At 60.1% G+C, this 19279-nt stretch carries 16 protein-coding genes; 2 read left to right on the top strand and 14 right to left on the bottom strand.

The window, feature by feature from the left end; all coding sequences use genetic code 11:
* Positions 1–33: 33 nt before the first annotated feature.
* The 10 genes from dnaJ to gpr all read right to left on the bottom strand — a co-directional run bounded on the left by dnaJ (position 34) and on the right by gpr (position 11804).
* Positions 34–1161 carry a molecular chaperone DnaJ gene (gene dnaJ / locus RWM61_RS12390; RefSeq protein WP_314001154.1) on the bottom strand — a complete coding sequence of 376 codons (1128 nt, stop codon included), beginning with the start codon at positions 1159–1161 and terminating at the stop codon, positions 34–36.
* A gap of 110 nt (positions 1162–1271) precedes the next feature.
* Positions 1272–3107, bottom strand: a complete 1836-nt coding sequence (gene dnaK / locus RWM61_RS12385; protein WP_314001151.1) for a molecular chaperone DnaK — start codon at positions 3105–3107, stop codon at positions 1272–1274.
* Between the two features lie 53 nt (positions 3108–3160).
* A complete protein-coding gene (gene grpE, locus RWM61_RS12380; protein WP_314001149.1) occupies positions 3161–3778 on the bottom strand; it encodes a nucleotide exchange factor GrpE in 618 nt (205 codons plus the stop codon).
* Positions 3779–3823: 45 nt separating this feature from the next.
* Positions 3824–4849 (bottom strand): heat-inducible transcriptional repressor HrcA, encoded by a 1026-nt coding sequence (hrcA, locus tag RWM61_RS12375; RefSeq protein WP_314001147.1) that lies wholly within the window; start codon positions 4847–4849, stop codon positions 3824–3826.
* A gap of 144 nt (positions 4850–4993) precedes the next feature.
* Positions 4994–5455, bottom strand: a complete 462-nt coding sequence (locus RWM61_RS12370) for an N-acetyltransferase (protein WP_314001200.1) — start codon at positions 5453–5455, stop codon at positions 4994–4996.
* A 107-nt stretch (positions 5456–5562) separates the two neighbouring features.
* Entirely contained in the window at positions 5563–6738 is a 1176-nt protein-coding gene (gene hemW, locus RWM61_RS12365; RefSeq protein WP_314001145.1) for a radical SAM family heme chaperone HemW, read from the bottom strand.
* Positions 6739–6822: 84 nt separating this feature from the next.
* On the bottom strand, positions 6823–8637 hold the full coding sequence (gene lepA / locus RWM61_RS12360) for a translation elongation factor 4 (protein ID WP_314001143.1): 1815 nt from the start codon (positions 8635–8637) through the stop codon (positions 6823–6825).
* Between the two features lie 239 nt (positions 8638–8876).
* On the bottom strand, positions 8877–9308 hold the full coding sequence (locus RWM61_RS12355) for a hypothetical protein (protein WP_314001142.1): 432 nt from the start codon (positions 9306–9308) through the stop codon (positions 8877–8879).
* Between the two features lie 6 nt (positions 9309–9314).
* Complete coding sequence (locus tag RWM61_RS12350; RefSeq protein WP_314001139.1) at positions 9315–10619, bottom strand: stage II sporulation protein P; 1305 nt, start codon at positions 10617–10619, stop codon at positions 9315–9317.
* Positions 10620–10796: 177 nt separating this feature from the next.
* Positions 10797–11804 (bottom strand): GPR endopeptidase, encoded by a 1008-nt coding sequence (gene gpr, locus RWM61_RS12345; protein ID WP_314001198.1) that lies wholly within the window; start codon positions 11802–11804, stop codon positions 10797–10799.
* Between the two features lie 225 nt (positions 11805–12029).
* Here gpr and rpsT point away from each other — a divergent pair, with 225 nt between their 5' ends.
* Complete coding sequence (rpsT, locus tag RWM61_RS12340) at positions 12030–12302, top strand: 30S ribosomal protein S20 (protein ID WP_314001137.1); 273 nt, start codon at positions 12030–12032, stop codon at positions 12300–12302.
* 119 nt (positions 12303–12421) lie between these two features.
* Here the strand turns inward: rpsT and holA are convergent, their stop codons facing one another.
* The 3 genes from holA to RWM61_RS12325 all read right to left on the bottom strand — a co-directional run bounded on the left by holA (position 12422) and on the right by RWM61_RS12325 (position 15504).
* Positions 12422–13441 (bottom strand): DNA polymerase III subunit delta, encoded by a 1020-nt coding sequence (gene holA, locus RWM61_RS12335; protein WP_314001134.1) that lies wholly within the window; start codon positions 13439–13441, stop codon positions 12422–12424.
* Between the two features lie 228 nt (positions 13442–13669).
* Entirely contained in the window at positions 13670–14959 is a 1290-nt protein-coding gene (locus RWM61_RS12330) for a zf-HC2 domain-containing protein (protein WP_314001132.1), read from the bottom strand.
* Complete coding sequence (locus RWM61_RS12325; RefSeq protein ID WP_314001130.1) at positions 14956–15504, bottom strand: sigma-70 family RNA polymerase sigma factor; 549 nt, start codon at positions 15502–15504, stop codon at positions 14956–14958. Before RWM61_RS12325 ends, RWM61_RS12330 begins: the two co-directional genes overlap by 4 nt.
* A gap of 275 nt (positions 15505–15779) precedes the next feature.
* Between RWM61_RS12325 and RWM61_RS12320 the strand changes: the two genes are divergently transcribed.
* Positions 15780–16499: a 3-ketoacyl-ACP reductase gene (locus tag RWM61_RS12320; protein ID WP_314001128.1), complete on the top strand. Its 720-nt coding sequence runs from the start codon at positions 15780–15782 to the stop codon at positions 16497–16499.
* Positions 16500–16668: 169 nt separating this feature from the next.
* Here RWM61_RS12320 and RWM61_RS12315 read toward each other — a convergent pair.
* Positions 16669–19279, bottom strand: a 2611-nt coding sequence (locus tag RWM61_RS12315) for a ComEC/Rec2 family competence protein (protein WP_314001126.1), incomplete at its 5' end; no start/stop codon positions are given.

The following is a 19279-nucleotide window of genomic DNA, read 5'->3' as shown; positions in this document are numbered from 1 at the left end:
GCGGGGTTCTCCCCCGCTCGGGCCGGCTTGCCGTCAGTCGCCGCGGAACGCTTTTTTCATCCGCTCGAATATCGTTTCATGATGCTCCTGTTCACCGCTCACGCCGCCGCCCATCGAGCCGGACAGCCGGCGCAGCAGTTCCTTCTGCTCTTCGCTCAGGTTCGTCGGCGTCACCACCGTCACCTTGACGTGCTGGTCGCCCTGGCCGTATCCGCGCAAGCGGGGAACGCCTTTGCCTTTAAGCCGGAAATAGGTGCCGGTCTGGGTGCCTGCCGGTATTTTCAGCTTCACCTTCTCCGTCAGCGTCGGAATTTCGATCTCGTCGCCGAGCGCCGCCTGCGCGAACGTTAGCGGCACCTCGCAATAAATGTCGTCCTTGTCCCGCTCGAAGAAATCGTGCGGCTTCACGCGCAGGACAATGTACAAATCGCCGGGAGGCCCGCCGCGGACGCCCGCTTCCCCTTCTCCGGAAATCCGGATTTGCGCGCCTTCGTCGACGCCGGCGGGAATGCGCACATTGATTTTGCGCTGCTTCTTCACTTTGCCCGAGCCGTGGCAAGCCGCACAGCGCTCCCTGACGACGCGTCCCGTGCCGCTGCAGTTCGTGCAGGCGCGCCGGTTGACGATCCGTCCGAACGGCGTGTTCTGGACGACCTCCTGCTGGCCCGAGCCGCGGCAGACGGAACACGTCTCCGGCTTCGTTCCCGGCTTCGCGCCGGAGCCATGGCAAGTATCGCACGATTCGGTGCGCGGAATCGTAATTTCCGTCTCCTTGCCGAACACCGATTCCTTGAATTCGATCGTCATCGTATACTGCAAATCGTTGCCGCGCTGCGGCGCATTCGGATCCCGCCGGCCGCCCCCGCCGCCGAAAAACATATCGAATATATCGCCGAAGCCGCCGAAATCCTGTCCGCCGGCGCCGCCGAAACCCTGATTCGGGTCGACATGACCGTAACGGTCGTAAGCCGCCCGCTTCTGGTCGTCGCTCAGCACATCGTAGGCTTCCTTCACTTCCTTGAACTTGTCCTCCGCATCCGCCGCCTTGTTGACGTCCGGATGGTACTGCCTGGCAAGCTTCCGGTAAGCCTTCTTGACGTCTTCCGCAGAGGCGTCTTTCCCGATCCCGAGCACTTCGTAATAATCCCGTTTCTCCGCCACGCCTTCACCCCCGAGGTAGTACTCCCTTAATTCATGGAATCACAACGAAAGGCCAAAGCCGGAAAGCCCGGCTTTGACCCCCGCTCCGTCCGGGCGCATGGCCCGCCGGCTTATTTCTTGTCGTCGACGACTTCGTAGTCGGCGTCGACCACATTGTCCTTGCCTTTGGCTTCGCCCGCGCCCGCATCGTTCGCGCCCGCGGCCTGCTGCTGCGCCGCTTGCTCATACAGCTTCACGGACAGCTGCTGCACGACCTGCGTCAGCTCCTCAACCGCTTTATTGATCTCTTCGATATTGTCGGTTTCAAGCGCCTTCTTGACCTTTTCCTTCGCTTCCTCAGCCTTCCGGACTTCTTCGGCATCGGCTTTGTCGCCGAGATCCTTCAGGGTCTTGTCGACCGAGTAGACCAGCTGGTCGGCGCCGTTCTTCGCTTCAACCAGCTCGCGGCGCTTGCGGTCTTCCTCCGCGTTCAGCTCCGCATCCCTCATCATTTTCTCGATCTCTTCCTCGCTCAGGCCGCTCGAGGACGTGATCGTAATTTTTTGCGATTTGCCGGTGCCTTTATCAAGCGCGGACACGTTCACGATGCCGTTGGCATCGATGTCGAACGTAACCTCGATTTGCGGCACGCCGCGCGGCGCCGGCGGGATGTCTCCCAGCATGAAGCGGCCGAGCGTCTTGTTGCCGGCAGCCATCTCGCGCTCGCCCTGCAGAACGTGGATTTCCACGCTCGGCTGGTTGTCGGCGTAAGTCGAGAAAACCTGCGACTTCGTCGTCGGAATCGTCGTGTTGCGTTCGATCATCTTCGTGAATACGCCGCCTGCCGTCTCGATACCGAGCGACAGCGGCGTGACGTCAAGCAGGACGACGTCCTTCACATCGCCCGTCAGGACACCCGCCTGCACGGCGGCGCCGAGCGCAACTACTTCGTCGGGGTTGACGCCTTTGTGCGGCTCTTTGCCGATCAGCTTCTTGATCGCTTCCTGGACGGCCGGAATCCGCGTCGAACCGCCTACCAGCACGACCTTGTCGATCTGGCTTGCCGACAGGCCGGCGTCGCTGAGCGCCTGTCGCGTCGGGCCGAGCGTGCGCTCTACGAGCGGCGCCGTCAGTTCCTCGAATTTCGCGCGCGTCAGGTTCATCTCCAGGTGCTGCGGCACGCCGTCGGACATTGTGATGAACGGCAGCGAGATCGTCGTCGTCATGACGCCGGACAGCTCTTTCTTCGCCTTCTCGGCGGCATCCTTCAGACGCTGGACGGCCGCCTTATCTTTGGACAGGTCCACGCCCTGCTCCTTCTTGAATTCGGAAACGAGCCAGTCGATGATCACCTGGTCGAAGTCGTCGCCGCCCAGCTTGTTGTCGCCGCTCGTCGCCTTAACCTCGAAAAAGCCGTCGCCGAGCTCGAGAATCGACACGTCGAACGTGCCGCCGCCGAGGTCATACACGAGAATCGTATGGTCTTCCGATTTCTCAAGGCCATAGGCAAGCGCCGCCGCGGTCGGCTCGTTGACGATACGCAGCACGTCGAGGCCGGCAATCTTGCCCGCGTCCTTCGTCGCCTGGCGCTGGCTGTCGTTGAAGTAAGCCGGCACCGTAATAACCGCCTGCGTGACCGGCTGGCCCAGGTAAGCTTCCGCATCGGACTTCAGCTTCTGCAAAATGATTGCGGAAATTTCCTGCGGCGTATAATCCTTGCCGTCGATCGTTTCCTTGTGGCTCGTACCCATATGGCGCTTGATCGAAATGATCGTGCGCTCGGGATTCGTGATCGCCTGGCGCTTCGCCGTCTCGCCGACGATCCGCTCGCCGTCCTTCTTGAAGCCTACGACGGAAGGCGTCGTACGGTTGCCCTCCGGGTTCGGAATAACGACCGCTTCTCCGCCTTCCATCACGGCGACGCAAGAGTTTGTCGTACCCAAGTCAATGCCGATTACTCTACTCATAAGCGAGCTCCTCCTTTGCGATACGTATGTTTATGCAAAACTCACGGCTTGCGTCAGCCGCTGACCTTCACCATCGCGGGCCGCAGCACCCTCTCCTTCAATACATAACCTTTCTGCAGCTCCTCGACAACAATGCCTTCCTCGAATTCATCCGACTCCACCGTCATGACCGCCTGATGAAATTCCGGATTGAACGGCTGGCCCACCGTTTCCATCGGCTTCAAGCCTTCCTGCTCGAGCAGCTGGCTGAGCTGCCGGAAGATCATGTCCACGCCTTTGGAAAGCGATTCGAAATCGCCGCTTTCCTTCGATGCGCCGATGGCGCGCTCGAAATTGTCGACAATCGGCAGGAGCTGCCCGACAAGCTTCATCGAAGCGTACTGTCCGAGCTCCTCTTTCTCCTTGATCGTTCTTTTGCGGAAGTTGTCGAAATCCGCCTGTGCGCGCAGCAAACGCTGCTGCTGCTCCTCCAGAAGACGCTCCAGTTCGGCGGCGCGCCCTCCGGCCGGCTGCTCCGCTTCTTCCAAGACCGGCTGCTCCGCATGCGAAGTTTCCCCGTTTATGTCCACACCCGCTTCAGCGCCTTCCGCCGCTTGCGCGGTTTCCGGATCGCCGGACGAGGGATTGTCGTTTTCTTCCGTAAATTCAGTAGCCGCATCTTTTGCCGTCACGTAACGTTCACCTCCTTAAGCTGGTACAATTCCCCGAATTGCCTTCTATTTGTACCAGCGCGCCAATACGAGCGCCAGATCTTTGGACAACACGTCCAGCAGGCCGATCACCTTGCCGTAATCCATCCGGGTCGGCCCAAGCAGGCCGATCGTCCCGAGCGACTTGCCGTCCACCGAGTAGCTGGCCGTGATCAGGCTGCAGCTGCGGATCGCGTCGTCGTCGTTCTCGGTGCCGATCCTGACCTGAATGCCCGCGGGCGCGGAAGCGAAAGCCTTCATGAGCGTCGGCGTTTCATCCAGCCAATCCAGGATCATTTTCACCTTGTCGACGTCCTTGAACTCCGGCTGTGTCAGCATATTCGAAGCTCCGCTCAGAAACACGCGATGCTCCTGATCGGTTTCGAGCGCCTTGCCGAGCGAATCGATGATCGACTCGCAATGATCGACATAACGGCTGAGCTCCTCGCCTACTTCGCTGTACAGCTTCGACTGCAGCCGGTGCAGAGGGACGCCGGCCAGCTTCGCGTTCAATATGCCGACGACCTTCTCCATCTCCGACATGTCGAAATCCGGCGGAATCGAGATCGTCCGGTTCTCGACATGGCCGGTGTTCGTCACGACGATGGCGACGGCGGCGCGGTCGTTAAGCGGAACGAGCTGAAACGCCTTCAGCGAGTTGCTGAACATTTCCGGTCCGAGCACGATCGACGTGTAATTCGTTATATTCGAAAGAATCATCGCGGCGTGCTGGATGATCTGTTCCATCTGATTCATCCGCTTCGCGAAGTAAGAGCGCACGTGCGCCAGCTCCTCTTCACCGAGCTCGCCCACCTTGACCAGATGGTCCACATAATAGCGGTAGCCTTTGGTCGATGGAATGCGCCCTGCCGACGTATGCGGCTGCTCCAGAAAACCGAGTTCCTCAAGATCCGCCATCTCATTGCGGATCGTCGCCGGGCTGAAGCCGATGCCGCCATGCTTGGAAATGCTCCGCGAGCCGACGGGTTCGGCCGAACGAATATAATCATCCACAATCGCATTCAAAATCATACGCTGACGTTCCGTTAACATGCCGAACCCTCCCCGCGGCGCTGACAGGCTGCCGATGGAACTCGTGCAGCAGCGTGCCTATGGCGCCCAGTTGTGTTAGCACTCGTTACCGTTGAGTGCTAGCCGTTACTACAAAAATACCAAACCGGCTTGACGATTGTCAAGTCAGTTCAGCATTTTAAGCACCGCTATCTCATCGCAGCAATGCTGCTTCGCGCAATTCACGCAATCGGTCCAAACCTTCTCGGGAAAGATCTCTTTGTCGACGACCTCAAAGCCGTTTTTCCGAAAAAAAGCGACCTCGTAGGTGAGCGCCATCACCTTCGGGATGCCCTGCTCCTTCGCCTCGTCAACCAATTTGTCCACCAGCCTGCTTCCGATGCCGAGCCCTTTGTAGCCCTCCGATATGCCGAGCGAACGAATTTCCACCAGCTCGCCGCCCAGTCTGCAGAGCGAGCCGCATCCGACGATCCGGTTCTCCACCTCCGCAACGACGAACGTGTCGATCTGGCGGTTCAGCGTTTCCCGTGAGCGGGGCAGCATGATGCCCTTCCGCGCATAGCCTTCGATTAACGCATATAAAGCTTCAACATCACCGGACGTCGCTTTTCTGCAAACCGCTTCCATGATCTTCACCTTAGCTCCCCTTCGTTCCCGCGGCGATCTCAATCTGAATATGAATAAATATACAATAATTCGTATGATCACTCAAGGGAAATTTATAACGGCGTTCGTCAGCTTTCCGCCACGGCGATAAACGCGCCGAACACTTCATTGCCGAGCGGCACCCCCCGCTCCGTAAGCCTGTAGCCGTAACCGTCCGTCTCCTCCACTCGCTCGAGCAGGCCGGCATCCAACAGAGGCCGCAGAACCGTTCCGAAAACGCCGTCGATCGTGCTGTCCGGGAATTGGGCGGCGAAATCCGCATTCCGAACGCCGTCCAGCATCCGCAGGCCGACCATCATGAAATCCTCCATCGCTTCGTTATCCGGTATTTGCTCTTCCGTCAAACGGGGCAGATCGCCTGCCGCAGCGTCGATAAACGGCTGCACGCCCTTGATGTTGACGTGGCGCAGGCCATGCGCGTAGCCGTGCGCGCCGGCGCCCAGCCCATAATACGGCTCATTGCGCCAATAGGTGATATTGTGCCGGCTCTCAAAGCCCGGCCGAGCGAAATTGCTGATTTCGTATTGCCGCCGGCCGGCCGCTTTCAGACGGTTCATGATCAGCACATACATCGCCAGTTCGTCTTCCTCGGACGGAAGCGGCAGCTCGTTGCGCTCGTACAGCGTGTGGAAAAGCGTGTTCTCCTCCACCTTCAGCCCGTACAGCGAATAATGCGGCAGATCGAGCGCGAGCGCCCGCTCCACGCTGCCCTCCAGCAGCTCCGGCGTCTGGCCCGGCAGCCCGAACATCAGGTCGATCGACAGATTCGCAAAGCCCGCGGCACGAGCCAGCTCCAGGCTCCGGTACACATCGTCGACGCTGTGAATGCGGCCGATCCGCTCCAGCAGCCTGTTATCGAACGACTGCACGCCGAAGCTGATCCGGTTGACGCCGCCTTCCCGCATGGCCTGCAGCTTGTCCGCCTCCGTCGTGCCGGGGTTCGCTTCCATCGTGAACTCCGCATCCCCCGATACCGGAAAATGACGCTTCACCGACGCGAGGAACCGGCTCATCTGCGCCGGCGTCAGCACCGTCGGCGTTCCGCCGCCGACGAACACGGTATCGACCCGCTCGGGCGGAAGCAGCTTCACGGTCCGCTCCATCTCCCGCTCGAGCGCGGCCAGATAAGCGTCGACCGGCTGACCGTTCAGCACGAACGAATTGAAGTCGCAATAGTAGCACTTGTTCGTGCAGAAAGGGATATGAATATATAACGCCTTCGGCGATTGTTTACGCTTCGTCATGCCTGCACCCTCTTTCATTCGTAGAAAAAAGCAAAGCCGTCCCGAAGCGAAAGCCCCGGGACGGCACGATCATTATCGTCAGGCTCAGTCGTCGATCTTGAGGACCGCCATGAACGCTTCCTGCGGCACCTCGACGCTTCCGACCTGCTTCATCCGTTTCTTGCCTTCCTTCTGCTTCTCAAGCAGCTTCCGCTTCCGGCTGATGTCGCCGCCGTAGCATTTCGCGAGCACGTTCTTGCGCATCGCCTTGACCGTCTCCCGGGCGATGACCTTCGTCCCGATCGACGCCTGGATCGGCACCTCGAACATTTGGCGCGGAATGAGGTCCTTCATTTTCTCGCAGACAACCCGTCCCCGCTGATAAGCACGGTCGCGATGCACGATGACGGACAGCGCGTCGACCTGCTCGCCGTTGAGCAGGATGTCCATTTTGACCAGATTCGAGCACTTGTAGCCCGACAGCTCGTAGTCGAAGGACGCATACCCTTTGGTGCTCGATTTCAGCTGGTCGAAGAAATCGTAGACGATTTCGGACAGCGGAATGTCGTACGTAAGCGTGACGCGGTTGGCGTCCAAATACTCCATATTGATGAATTCCCCGCGCTTGCCCTGGCAAAGCTCCATGATCGCCCCGACATAATCGTTCGGCACGATGATCGACGCTTTGACGAACGGCTCCTCCACGTGGTCGATTTTGCCGACTTCCGGATAGTTGGACGGGTTGTCGATGTCGAGCACATCTCCGTTGGTCAAGGTAACGCGGTATACCACGCTCGGGGCGGTCGTGATGAGCGGGATGTTGAATTCCCGTTCGATCCGCTCCTGGATGATTTCCATATGCAGCAAGCCGAGGAAGCCGCAGCGGAAGCCGAATCCGAGCGCGGACGACGTCTCCGGCTCGTAGCGGAGCGAAGCGTCGTTCAGCTCCAGCTTCTCCAGCGCCTCGCGCAGGTCGTTGTAATCCTGCGTCTCGATCGGATACAGGCCGCAGAATACCATCGGATTGATCCGTCGGTAGCCGGGCAGCGGTTGGGCAGCGGGCTTCTTCGCGTCGGTCACCGTGTCGCCGACGCGGGTGTCCTTCACGTTCTTGATGCCTGCGACGACGAAGCCGACGTCGCCGACCGCAAGCTCGTCCACAAGCCCCATCCGCGGCTTGAACGCGCCGACCTCGATGACCTCGAATTCGGCGCCGGTGGCCATGAAGCGGATTTTTTTGCCTGCCTTGATGCTGCCGTCGATTATTCTCACGTACACGATGACGCCTTTGTACGGATCGTAATGCGAGTCGAAAATAAGCGCTTTAAGCGGCTCGTCCGGATTGCCCTGCGGCGCCGGAACCTTCTGCACGACCTGCTCCAGTATTTCCTTGATGCCGATCCCGGCCTTTGCGGAAGCAAGCACCGCCTCGCTGGCGTCCAGGCCGATGACGTCCTCGATCTCCTGCTTCACCCGTTCCGGCTCGGCGCTCGGCAAATCGATCTTGTTGATGACCGGCAAAATTTCGAGGTTGTTGTCCAATGCCAGATAGACGTTGGCCAGCGTCTGCGCCTCAATGCCCTGGGCCGCGTCCACGACGAGCAGAGCGCCTTCGCAGGCCGCCATACTGCGGGACACCTCGTACGTAAAGTCAACATGCCCCGGCGTATCGATCAGATTCAATATATAATCCTCGCCGTCGTCCGCACGGTAGCTCAGGCGGACGGCCTGCAGCTTGATCGTGATGCCGCGTTCCCGCTCCAAATCCATCTGGTCCAGCACCTGGTCTTGCATCTCGCGGGAAGACAGCGCGCCGGTAAACTCCAGAATACGGTCGGCCAGCGTCGATTTGCCATGGTCGATATGCGCAATGATGGAAAAATTACGGATTTTCTCTTGTCGTTTGCGAACGTCAGTCATGCTATCCCCTACACCGCCCCTAAATGCTAGTCATTCTATCCATTATGAGAAAAACTTCTATCGAAGTCAATACGCAGATGAACATACGCAGATGAACAACTTCCAGGATTCCGGGGCAACCCGACTTCGGAAGTAAAAAAGTTTTTCTCGCCAATCGGGAAAGGAAAGCATCAAGAAGTGCGGAGCGGATTTGAAACGGTCCGTCGATCGACCGGGCGATCGGAAGCTCGGTCCGTCTGTCAATCGGTAACCGTGTCGAAGACGGAGACGATAAACCGGATGCCGCCGTTCGCCACGGCTCGCAGCAAGCCCGCCGTGCCGTCAGCCAGCTTGTTGACGCTCGGCTGTTCGAACTCCGCCGGCACCCCGGGGAGCTCCCGGGGATTCTGTTCAATCGTCGCGGACAGCCGGTTCAAATCCTCCTGCGCTTCCCGCAAGCGGCGTTCCGCTTCAAGCCGCGCGGTCTGCATCCGTTCGTCGTATCCGTCCGTCATCAGCGGGGTCTCCGTCTCCGGCGTCGACGTTTCGCTTTCGGCCCGGAGCTCCGCCTGATCGTCCAAAGGTCCGTAGACTTCGCCGATCCCTTGAGAAGACCATTCAATGCCGTACAGCACCGCCGTCACAACCAAGCCGCCGAGCAGCGCGTATTTCCACGGTCTTTTTTTCCACATTCCCGATCATCCTTCCCTTTCCGCCAGTAAAACCGCCGGTTTCTCCGCCGGGTTCGCGTTAACCTTCTCGTACTCCCAATAAATGTCCGAGATGACGTCCGCCAGCGCGTCGACCGTCCGGTAAGATTCCTCGAGCGTATTGTCGACGCCTCCGACTTCAATGATGAGACTCTCGGCAGACAGCGATTGATTGTACTCGCCGTTGCCCGTTTTCGAGGATTTGCCCCAAACGCCGCGCGAAATGCCGGGATATTTCCGCTCCAGCCCCTCGTGGATTTTGGTGGCGAACGCCTCGTTCCGGCGCCAATTCGGATTGCGGTTCCCGATAACGAAGTAAACCTGCGCGTAGTCTTTGCCGTCGATTGTGGCGGTCGTCAGATTACGGGTCTGGGAATCGCGGTGCACGTCGAAAAAGAACGTGAAATCGTCGTTTTTAGCCATCGCCTCGACGACCGTCTGCTTTGAATACTTATACGACAGCTCCCAACGGAAGTCTTTGATGGCGGTCGGATAATCGATGCTCGAGCTTTCCGCGCCCACTCCGCGCGCCTCCAGCCGCTGCGCCAGCCTTTTGCCGACGAGCGTAATATTCTTCCGGCTTGAATTCGGGTCTTTCGTGCCCGCCTTCAGTTCCGGAAACCACGATTCCCGGTTGTGGGAATGATAGATGAACACGACCTTGCGACCGCCTGTCGTCGGCTTCGCCGGCGCTTCGGGCTGCCCGGGCGGATCGGCGTCCTCCGCTTCCTCCGGAACGGCGCCGTCGTCCGCCGGCGTGTCCGCCGGGCCGGCATCCGTGTTCCCGTCCGCTCCGCTGCTTCCGCTCGGCTCCGTTTCCTCCACGGCTTCGGGCTGCGGAATCGGTTGGTGCTCCTCCGGACCGGCCGCAACGTCGCTGCCGCTGCCGCTGCCGCTGCGCAGCAGAATCGCGTCGCCGTTCTGGAAGCCCGGCATTTCCCCGGCGAGGAGGCTGTGCGGGTCCTTCGGGTTAATCCCGGTCAGCAGCCGCACGAGAAACGAAGCGGTTTCCGTGCCGGATACGGCTCCGGCCGAATCGGTCGATTGAAGGGCCGGCATCTCCATGCCGAGCATGCCGATAAAAAAGCCGCTGGACACGGCCGCCGCAAACCCCTTCATCGAGGTGACGGGGGAAGACGAGGCTTGCTTGTAGGCCAAGCCGGCGAACCCGGCGATTACGAAGAACAGCATTGAGCATACGGTCAGCGCCGCGAAGGCGCGTCCGCTGGCGAGCAACCGTCGAACAGCTTCACTGCTGCGTGGTCCATCCAACAGGGCGACGATTCGTTTCAAGGTTCGGTTCCTCCTCATTCCGCGCATTCTCTTGCCACCGGTCACTACCAGCTTATGAGAGAGTCGGGAATGCTAGAACTAGAACCGATAGAAGCCGTTTTGCTAGAATCGCGGATTGCAATCGTAGAAAGGTCAGTGTATATACGCGTGCAGCCTCTCAGGAAACCGCGGAAAAGGTCAGTGCGTATACGCGGCGACGTTGTTGGAGTCGATCGCGTCATGAAGAGCGGCGTTCAGGCCGCTGGCGATAATGTTGGCGATATCTTCGATAAACTGGTCGACGTCCTTCGGCGTAACCAGCAAATCGTTGCCTACAGGCTGCAGCACCTCGCGCACCAGCTGAAGCCGGTCATTTTCCGGCAGCGATTGAATCATTCCCATGATCGGGCCCGCGTTGTCGGTTTGCCGCTTGAAATGCTCGGACAGCAGCTCGATGCAGTTATTGACGATTGTCGACGCATAGACGACCGTCGGCACGCCGATCGCGATGACGGGAACGCCCAGTATTTGCTGCGTAAGGCCCTTGCGTTTATTGCCGATGCCCGAGCCCGGATGAATGCCCGTGTCGGCGATCTGGATCGTCGTGTTCACACGCTCGATCGCTTTGGAGGCAAGCGCGTCGATTGCGATAATCAGGTCCGGCCCGGTGCGCTGCACGATGCCCTGCACGATTTCGCTCGACTCGATGCCCGTTATGCCGAGCACCCCCGGCGCCACCGCGCTGACCGGGCGATAGCCGGGGGCCACTTGATCGGGCATGAGCTCGAAATAATGGCGGGTCACCATCGTATTCTCGACGACGAGCGGACCGAGCGCGTCCGGCGTTACGTTCCAGTTGCCGAGGCCGACGATCAGCGTTTTGGCGTTTTTGCCGACGCCCACCCTTTGCAGGAACGCTTCAAATTCCCGGGCAAACAGCGTGGCGACGCGATCCTGCAGCCCGGTGTCCTGGTTGCGCAGGCCGGGCACCTCGAGCGTGACGTACTGCCCGATCATTTTGCCGATGGCGTTGGCCCCGATTTCGTTCTCGATGCTCATGCGCGTAATCGTGACGCCCTCTTCCTGAACGGTCTCGGTCCGCACGCCCTGAAGCGCTGCGTTACCGGAGGCTTCGGCAAGCTCCTTGGCCTCCAGCGCCAGGTCCGTCCGTACATTATACTGCCGTAAATCAAGTTCATGTTCCATCATGGCCGGCAAATCCTCCCAAGGCTGTTTTTGCATTATCATGCGCGGCGGGGGACGTTTCTATGCGGCGATTCCGGGGCATAGCGGCGGCCTGTTGCGCGGCCTGTTGCGCGGCGTGTGATGCGGCCTGTGACGCTATTGCATTTTGGGTTGCGCCGTGATAGAATATTTCAAGTTGTTGTTAAAAGCAGTATTGGGTATTTCCGCTTTCAGGAGGTGAACCACATGCCAAACATTAAATCCGCCATCAAGCGCGTCAAAACGAGCGAAAAACGCCGTGCGCTTAACGCTTCGCAGAAATCCGCACTTCGTACGGCCGTTAAAGCAGCCGACGCAGCGATCGCGGGAACCGACGCCGAAGCCGCCAAAGCAGCGCTCGTCGCGGCTACCAAGAAATTGGACAAAGCCGTAACGAAAGGCCTGATCCATAAAAATGCGGCCGCCCGCAAAAAATCCCGTCTTGCCAAGAAGCTTAACGCCCTTTCGGCTCAAGCATAAGGTTCGAGCGGAACCGTTGTATACATGCAAAAGCCCGCACGCGATCGATCGATCGCGACTGCGGGCTTTTCTTTGCGCTTCGCTGCGGATCCGGTGAACCGACCGCTATGCCGGCCCGCTCAGGCGCCGAGGGAGAGCAGGAACAGCTCCAGTCCCAGCTCCTTGTCGATCTGGCCGGTTTTCATCCGGTAATCGAGCTCGGCCGCCTGCTCCAGCCGGCCGCCCAGCCGCTCGGTTGTCCAGCCGCGCGCCTTCTCCGCCGCCAGCTTCACCGCATAGGGATGCAGACCAAGCTGCGACGCCATCTGCTGCTGGGAATAGGAGCGCTGCTCCAGCTCCTTGATTTGCAGCATGATCCGGAATTGCCGGGCGATCAGCGCCGCGATTTTGATCGGCTCCTCCTTGCGGACGAGCAGGTGCCGGTACAGCGCCAGCGCCCTGTCTATGCGGGAGGACGCCATCGCGTCGATCAGCGCGAACACATCCTCCTCCAGCGTCGGAGTCGTCAGCGCGTCGACCTGCTCCGCTTCGATCGTGCCGCCGTCGCCGGCATGCAGGCACAGCTTGTCCGTTTCCTGCGAGAGCGCCTGCAGGTTGGAGCCGACCCGAATGATCAGCCGCTCCGCCGCCGCTTCCGACATCGTGCGGTTCTGGCCTTTGGCGCGGCGAACGACCCAGCGGGTAAGCTCGGCGCCTTCAAGCTCCGGAAAAGCGATGACGGCATCTTTTTCCTTCAGCGTTTTGACGATTTTGCGGCGCTCGTCCAACTTGTCGTGGTGAACGGCGAACACGACCACGCTCGTGTCCGACGGCTGTTTGACATAAGCGAGCAGCCGATCCGTGTCGTGCTGGATTTTGCCCTCCTTTGCCGCTGAGGCGAATACCGACTGGTCGCGGACAAGCACCAGCTTGCGGCTGGCGAAGAACGGCATTGTCTCCGCTTCCAGCACCGCTTCTTCCACCGGCGTCTCCGCCGTGTCGAACTTCACCACGCCGAGCTCGCGCTCATCCGGGCCGAGCAGTCTTTCCGTCAAATAGGAAACGAATTCCTGCATCCGGTACCTGTCCTTGCCGAACAGCACATAGAACGGCCTAACCTGGCCGCTGTTGATTTCTTTTGCCGCAACGCTCGGGTTCATGCTCTCGCTCCCTTCGCCCGCCAAACGCGCAACAAAGGGATGATGCCCGGGAAGGCTTCATCCCTTTGTCCTCGATGATCTATATAAACGTCGGCCGCAGGTCCATGGCGCCTGCCGCGGACGGTCATACGAAGATCAAGGCTTTCTCGCTCTGTAACCCCTGCTTCTATAATGTACGCGGCAGAGCGGAAAGTGTGCGGAGATCGGGTCGTTTTTCGTTAATTTACGTTAAATTTTCGTTTCGGTGCCTTCTTCGACGTTCACCCGGAACCGCTCGACGGTGCCGTCGCTTCGGTGAACCTCGTATTCGATAAACCGGCCGTCATCCGACCAGACGCCCAGAACCGCTTCCCCGGTCCATTCCCGGCTCTGGAACAGGATTGCGCCGGTTGCCCCGTCATAGACGGTAAGCTTCGACTCCGCAACATGCGCCGAATACGCGCCGTCCGGCGAAACCGAATGCTCCGCGGAGGAAGGTGCCGTCATGGTTCCCATTTTGTCTCTCTGGCTCTCTGCGGAATCTTCCAACTCCCCCGCCGGGACGTTTTCCTCGGCGCCGGATCGGTTCTCCCCCGCAGGCGTTCGGTTATCCGCCTTTGCATCTGCCGCACCGGTATTTCTGTCTGCGGCATTGCCCGAACCGGCGGAACCGTTGCCGTTCGCCGAACCGTCGGCCGAACCGTCCGCGGCGCCTGCAGAGAAGCTCGAAGCGCCGTCATTGTCCGGCTCGACCGGCACAACCGCGGCGGCGCTTTTCTCCTGCTCCTTCTTCGGGGGCGAAGCCGGCGCAGGCTCGCTCTGCCCGCTCCGACGCTCGGGCGCTTGACCGCTGCCGTTGTCCGCCCGCTCCGCGCCGTTATCGGACGGCGCCGGCTGGGCGATCTCCAGCGCAGGGTCAGCCGTATCCGCAGAATTTGCGGATGCGTCGTTGCCGGAAGAAGACGAGGGGCTGGCATCGTTCTTGCCGGTTGTTTCCTTGTTGAACAGCGGGCCGGCTTGATCGGTCGCGGCGGCGTCACCGGCCGCGTCCGAAGACGAGCTTGAATCCGCGGAATCCATCGCGGCGCCGCCGGTAAACAGATCGTTCGCCGCATTCGGATTGTACGTGACCAGAAACAGGCCGACGACCAGGCCGGCGGCGACGACGCCGGCGAGCGCCCGCACCGAGATGCGTTCCGTCCAGCGCCGCGTCGGCCGCTTCGCGGCCCGGCGCGGATCGAGGTCACCGGGAAGCACGACAGGCATGAGCGGCACCGGCTTGGAAGGTCCGGAATGCGGATCGGCGTGGACGGCCGGTTCGATTCGCTCCAATTGCGGCAGGATGGCGTCAACGAGGCTGTATTGCGGCATGACCTTCGGCAAGCTCTCCAGCTCGGCGGACAGAAGCTTCAGCCGTTCGTACATGGCCGCGCAATCGGGACAATGCCTGGTGTGCTCCTTCAGGATTTCGGTTTCGTATTCGTCTAGATCGCCATCCAAATGGCGTTGCATATAGTCCATCACCTCTTGACATGTCATCCTCGGACACCCCCTTTCTGATAATCTTGAAGCAGCGATTGAAGCTGTTGTCTTGCCCGGAATAAATAAGATTTCACCGTGTTTAACGGCAGGTCGAGCGAATCCGCAATTTCGTTATACGAAAAGTCCTGCAAGTATCGAAGCACCACAACCGCCCGATGATGCTCGGGCAGCTTCTCGATGGCCTCCCGAATATCCTTCGCCGCATAAGTGGACAGCACTTCCTCTTCCACACTCTGCTTCTCGCGGAATACCATATCGTGCTCCTCGATCGATACGGTCGGCTTGCTGCGGCGAAACTTGTCGATGCAGATATTCGTAACGATCCGCTGCACCCACGTCTTGAACTGAGCCTTTTCTTCATAGGAATTGATTCTGGTGTATATGCGGATGAGCGCTTCCTGCGCCGCGTCCATCGCGTCCTGCTCGTTGTTGAGAATGTAGTAGGCGGTTCGGTACACGTGGGTTTCTATTTCGCGCAATAGAGTGATTAGGGCGTCGCGATCGCCCGATTGAGCGGCTCGTATGAGACCAGGCTCCACCACGAAGGATCCCCCTCTCTTGCAACCTTCCAGACGTGATTGTCGGGGGAAAGGTTGCACTTTTTCCGTCGGCTTATTTTAGGAAATTTTAAGAATCGGATAAGAAATATAGGACAAAAGACCAAAGTAGTCCAGTCTTAAGGATAACAGAAATCGGTCGGGGCGTATACGGATTCCGGCCTGGTAGTTTTGCTCGTAATTTGTGATTTGTGCGGCGCCGGCAGGTTGACTATAATGAAGTTAGTAAAAATGGTTTTCGAAGAGGAGTGAATGAGAGAATGTCGTTAACGAACAAAACGGCAATCGTTACGGGCGGCGGAAAAGGCATAGGCAAAGCGACGGCTGCCGCTCTGGCGCGGGAAGGCGTGCATCTGGGCCTGATCGCCAGAAGCGGCGCGGATCTTAAAGCGGTGCAGGAGCAGCTGTCCGGCGAATTCGGCGTTCGGGTGCATGCGGCCGAAGCCGACATCACCAGCCAGGGCGAGGTCGGCAAGGCGGTCGAAGCGCTCATCGGCCGGCTGGGCTCCGTCGATATTCTGGTCAACAATGCCGGCACGGCCACATTCGGCACGCTGCTCGAGATGGATCCCGCCGAATGGGAGCGGATCATTCAGGTCAATCTCATGGGCACGTATTACGTCACCCGGGCCGTTCTGCCGACCATGCTTGAGCAGAATGCAGGCTCCATCGTCAATGTCGCGTCGACCGCCGGCGAACGCGGCTTCGCCAGGGGCTCCGCTTACTGCGCCTCCAAGTTTGCCGTGCTCGGCATGACGGAGGCGCTGATGCAGGAGGTCCGGAAATCGAACATTCGGGTCACGGCTTTGTCGCCGAGCACGGTAAATACGGAGCTTGCCGCGAACGCGGGCTTGCCGATCGGCGACGAGGACCGGATGATGCAGCCCGAGGATGTGGCCGAGCTGATCCTGGCAGGCTTGAAGCTGCCGCCAAGGGTGTTCCTGAAGACTGCGGGGATTTGGACCACGAACCCTCAATAGCCGCTGGCAGTATGGATCATGAAATGTGAAAAAAGCAGGGGCCGGCCCTTGGTCATCGCGGATGACTCAGGGCCGGCCCCTTCGGCTTTACTCGCAACTGCGGCTGCAACTATCAGGAAACGAGGCCGAATATTAAGATAGCCGACAGCATAATCCCCTCCACGCCGTATTAGCGTTGTATCATGGCCTTATTACCGCTTGCCCGTTGCGGCCTTGTGATTTTCGTGCGAACGCGCAGGTAGCCGCGGCCGACGTCGTATTGGATTTCTCCGTCCTCGTCGGTGCGGCGCACCGTCGCGCCGATCCTGGCGGCCCGTTGCAGCGTGTCGGGATTCGGATGGCCGTAGAAATTGTTTCGCCCCACCGAGACGGCCGCCTCCAGGGGACGCCAGTAGGAGAGCCACTCCGCGCTTGAGGAGTTTTTACTGCCGTGATGCGACAGCTTCAGCACGTCGATCGGGGCTGTGACGGCGACATCGGCGGCATCGGCGACGGCGGGGTACGCGGACGACGGGGGCCGTCTGCCGTCGACGGCGGAACGGCCAGATTCGTCATCGTCCCCGGAATCAAGCATGCTTGTATCCGGAAAGCTTTCCAGAATCGACCGCTCGGTCGTCGATCCCATATCGCCGGCCAGCACAAACGTGCGTTCATACATCGTGAGCTGCACGGCCACGCTTAGATCATTCTGTTTTTCCAGGACAGGCAGCCCTCCCGTACGCGCCGGCGCGGCCGGACGCGGCCAAAGGATGCGCAGCGACGTATCGGCGTCCGGGCGGTAAACCGGCAAAGCGGAGTCGGCCGCTATGACCGGGATTTTCCGCCGGGCCGCCTCGCGGAGCAGATTTTTCGACTCGGCACCGGGCTTCAGCGTGCCGTTCCATAATATCGCTTTAACCGGAATCGATCTCAGCACCTCCTTCAACCCCCCGATATGATCGGCGTCCAGATGCGTCACGACAAGCAAATCGATGGCATGAACGCCGCGTTTTAACAGAAGCGGAACGACCGTTTTTCTTCCGACTTCAAACGGATCCCGCCGCTCCCGCCAAGCCTCGTCCGGTTTGCGATAACGGATCGCGCCGCCGCCGTCGATGAGCAGCTGCTTGCCGCCCGGCGTACGGATGTGAATCGCATCGCCTTGGCCCACGTCCAGAAACTGCACCCGACCGGAGCGGTCGAACCGGTCGGGTGCATAAGCGTATATGAGCAAGCCGGCGAGCGCTGCCGTGGCCATGATGGGCTTCAACAAGCCGCGCCAACCTGAATCGGAAGCATGGACTCTGTCCGGCAATGTGTACAGGCTGCAGGGCTGTACATGTGGCGGACTATTCGGACGGCTTTGCGAGCCAAGCGGCTGCGTTTCTGTGTCTCCTGCCGGATTTTTCGGGTTATCCGTCCCGGGATTCTGCTGTTCGAGCGGTAATGCCGGAAGCAGCCGGAGCAGAATACCTAGTCCCGCATACCAAGCAATAATCCACCACACGGGCGGCGAAGGCCAGATGGTCCGCAAAGACTCGGTACGCGACAGCCAATCGGTAAAAGCAAAGGTTGCCGCGTTTGCCGCATCGGCGCCGAAGGCAAGCAGTTTCCCCGCAGGCAGCCACGCATAAGAGACAAACAAAGCCGCGGCGCCGACCGGCATGACGATAAAGCTGATGAACGGCACCAGCACGATATTGGCCGGAAGCGAAAGCAAATGAAATTGATTGAAATAATAAATGGACAGCGGAAAAGACACGGCCTGGGCGACCGCGGATACGGCGATGAGGTCAAGCAGCGCCCCGCCCCGCTTCGGCCTCGGCAGCATACGGCGGACGGGCGGAACGCCGAGGATCAGTCCCGCAGTCACTGCGAACGAAAGCTGAAAACTGACGTCGGTCAGGTAGTAGGGATTCCAGATCAGCATGAAAAGCGCGGCGGCGCACAGCACATGCAGACCGTCCTTCAGGCGGTTGAAGCGTGCCGCAGTAAGTCCGAGAACGGCCATCACGCCGGCTCGGACAACCGACGGGGACGCTCCGGACAGCAGAACATATACCGGCACGGCAAAACAGAGCAGCTCATAAACGGCTTCACGGGAAAGCCGCATAAAGCGAAGCAAGCCGCCCAGTCCAAAAAGAAAAACGGCGACGTGCAAGCCCGAGATCGCCAATATATGCGTGAGCCCAAGCTGCGAGAACTGCCGGAACAGCTCCGGATCGATATCGGCCCGCACGCCCAGCACAAGTCCCTTCATGTAACCGGATTGTTCCACCGGAAACAAAACATCCATGCCCGCGCCAAGTCGGGCCCGGACTGCATCGAACGGCCGCAGCAGCGCAGCCGTCGACAAACGCTCCCGTCCGGCGATAGCGACCGACTTGGCGCCGTCCGCTTTAAGCAGCCAGTGAATGCGCTGCCCGTACAGGTAGCGGCGGTAATTGAAGCCGCCGAAGTTGGTCGCCTGCGCCGGACGCTCCAGCATGCCGGACAGCCGCAGCCTGTCGCCGCGCTTCCAGCGGGCGGCGGTCTGCAGCTCCGGCCGCTCCGCGAGCCGGACCTGCACCTGCACGCGCTCGCGGAGCCCGCGCGGCGCGGCGCCTTGTACGCGGACGGTCGCCAGGTCCGCGCGAAAGCTGACGCGGTCGCCGTCGATGTCGACCGCGGACACGATCGTGCCCACCGCCACGACCATCGGCGCGCGCCCGCCGCTTGCCGCCGCCTCCGCAAGGTCGGCGAGCGCGGTGACGTTGCGGGCGTCCGTCCACGCCCGCTGCCCGGCGGCGACGGCGTAGGCC

Origin of the sequence: uncultured Paenibacillus sp. (assembly GCF_963515335.1) — a bacterium.
Taxonomy (GTDB): Bacteria; Bacillota; Bacilli; order Paenibacillales; family Paenibacillaceae; genus Paenibacillus_I.
This window is presented reverse-complemented; position numbering and strand designations above follow the sequence as displayed.

Coding starts and splice junctions, on each gene's coding strand:
- holA (WP_314001134.1), bottom strand. CDS start 13,441: ATGAACCCGAGCGTTGCGGCAAAAGAAATCAACAGCGGCCAGGTTAGG.
- RWM61_RS12370 (WP_314001200.1), bottom strand. CDS start 5,455: ATGGAAGCGGTTTGCAGAAAAGCGACGTCCGGTGATGTTGAAGCTTTA.
- dnaK (WP_314001151.1), bottom strand. CDS start 3,107: ATGAGTAGAGTAATCGGCATTGACTTGGGTACGACAAACTCTTGCGTC.
- rpsT (WP_314001137.1), top strand. CDS start 12,030: ATGCCAAACATTAAATCCGCCATCAAGCGCGTCAAAACGAGCGAAAAA.
- hemW (WP_314001145.1), bottom strand. CDS start 6,738: ATGACGAAGCGTAAACAATCGCCGAAGGCGTTATATATTCATATCCCT.
- RWM61_RS12320 (WP_314001128.1), top strand. CDS start 15,780: ATGTCGTTAACGAACAAAACGGCAATCGTTACGGGCGGCGGAAAAGGC.
- lepA (WP_314001143.1), bottom strand. CDS start 8,637: ATGACTGACGTTCGCAAACGACAAGAGAAAATCCGTAATTTTTCCATC.
- RWM61_RS12330 (WP_314001132.1), bottom strand. CDS start 14,959: ATGACATGTCAAGAGGTGATGGACTATATGCAACGCCATTTGGATGGC.
- hrcA (WP_314001147.1), bottom strand. CDS start 4,849: ATGTTAACGGAACGTCAGCGTATGATTTTGAATGCGATTGTGGATGAT.
- RWM61_RS12355 (WP_314001142.1), bottom strand. CDS start 9,308: ATGTGGAAAAAAAGACCGTGGAAATACGCGCTGCTCGGCGGCTTGGTT.
- gpr (WP_314001198.1), bottom strand. CDS start 11,804: ATGGAACATGAACTTGATTTACGGCAGTATAATGTACGGACGGACCTG.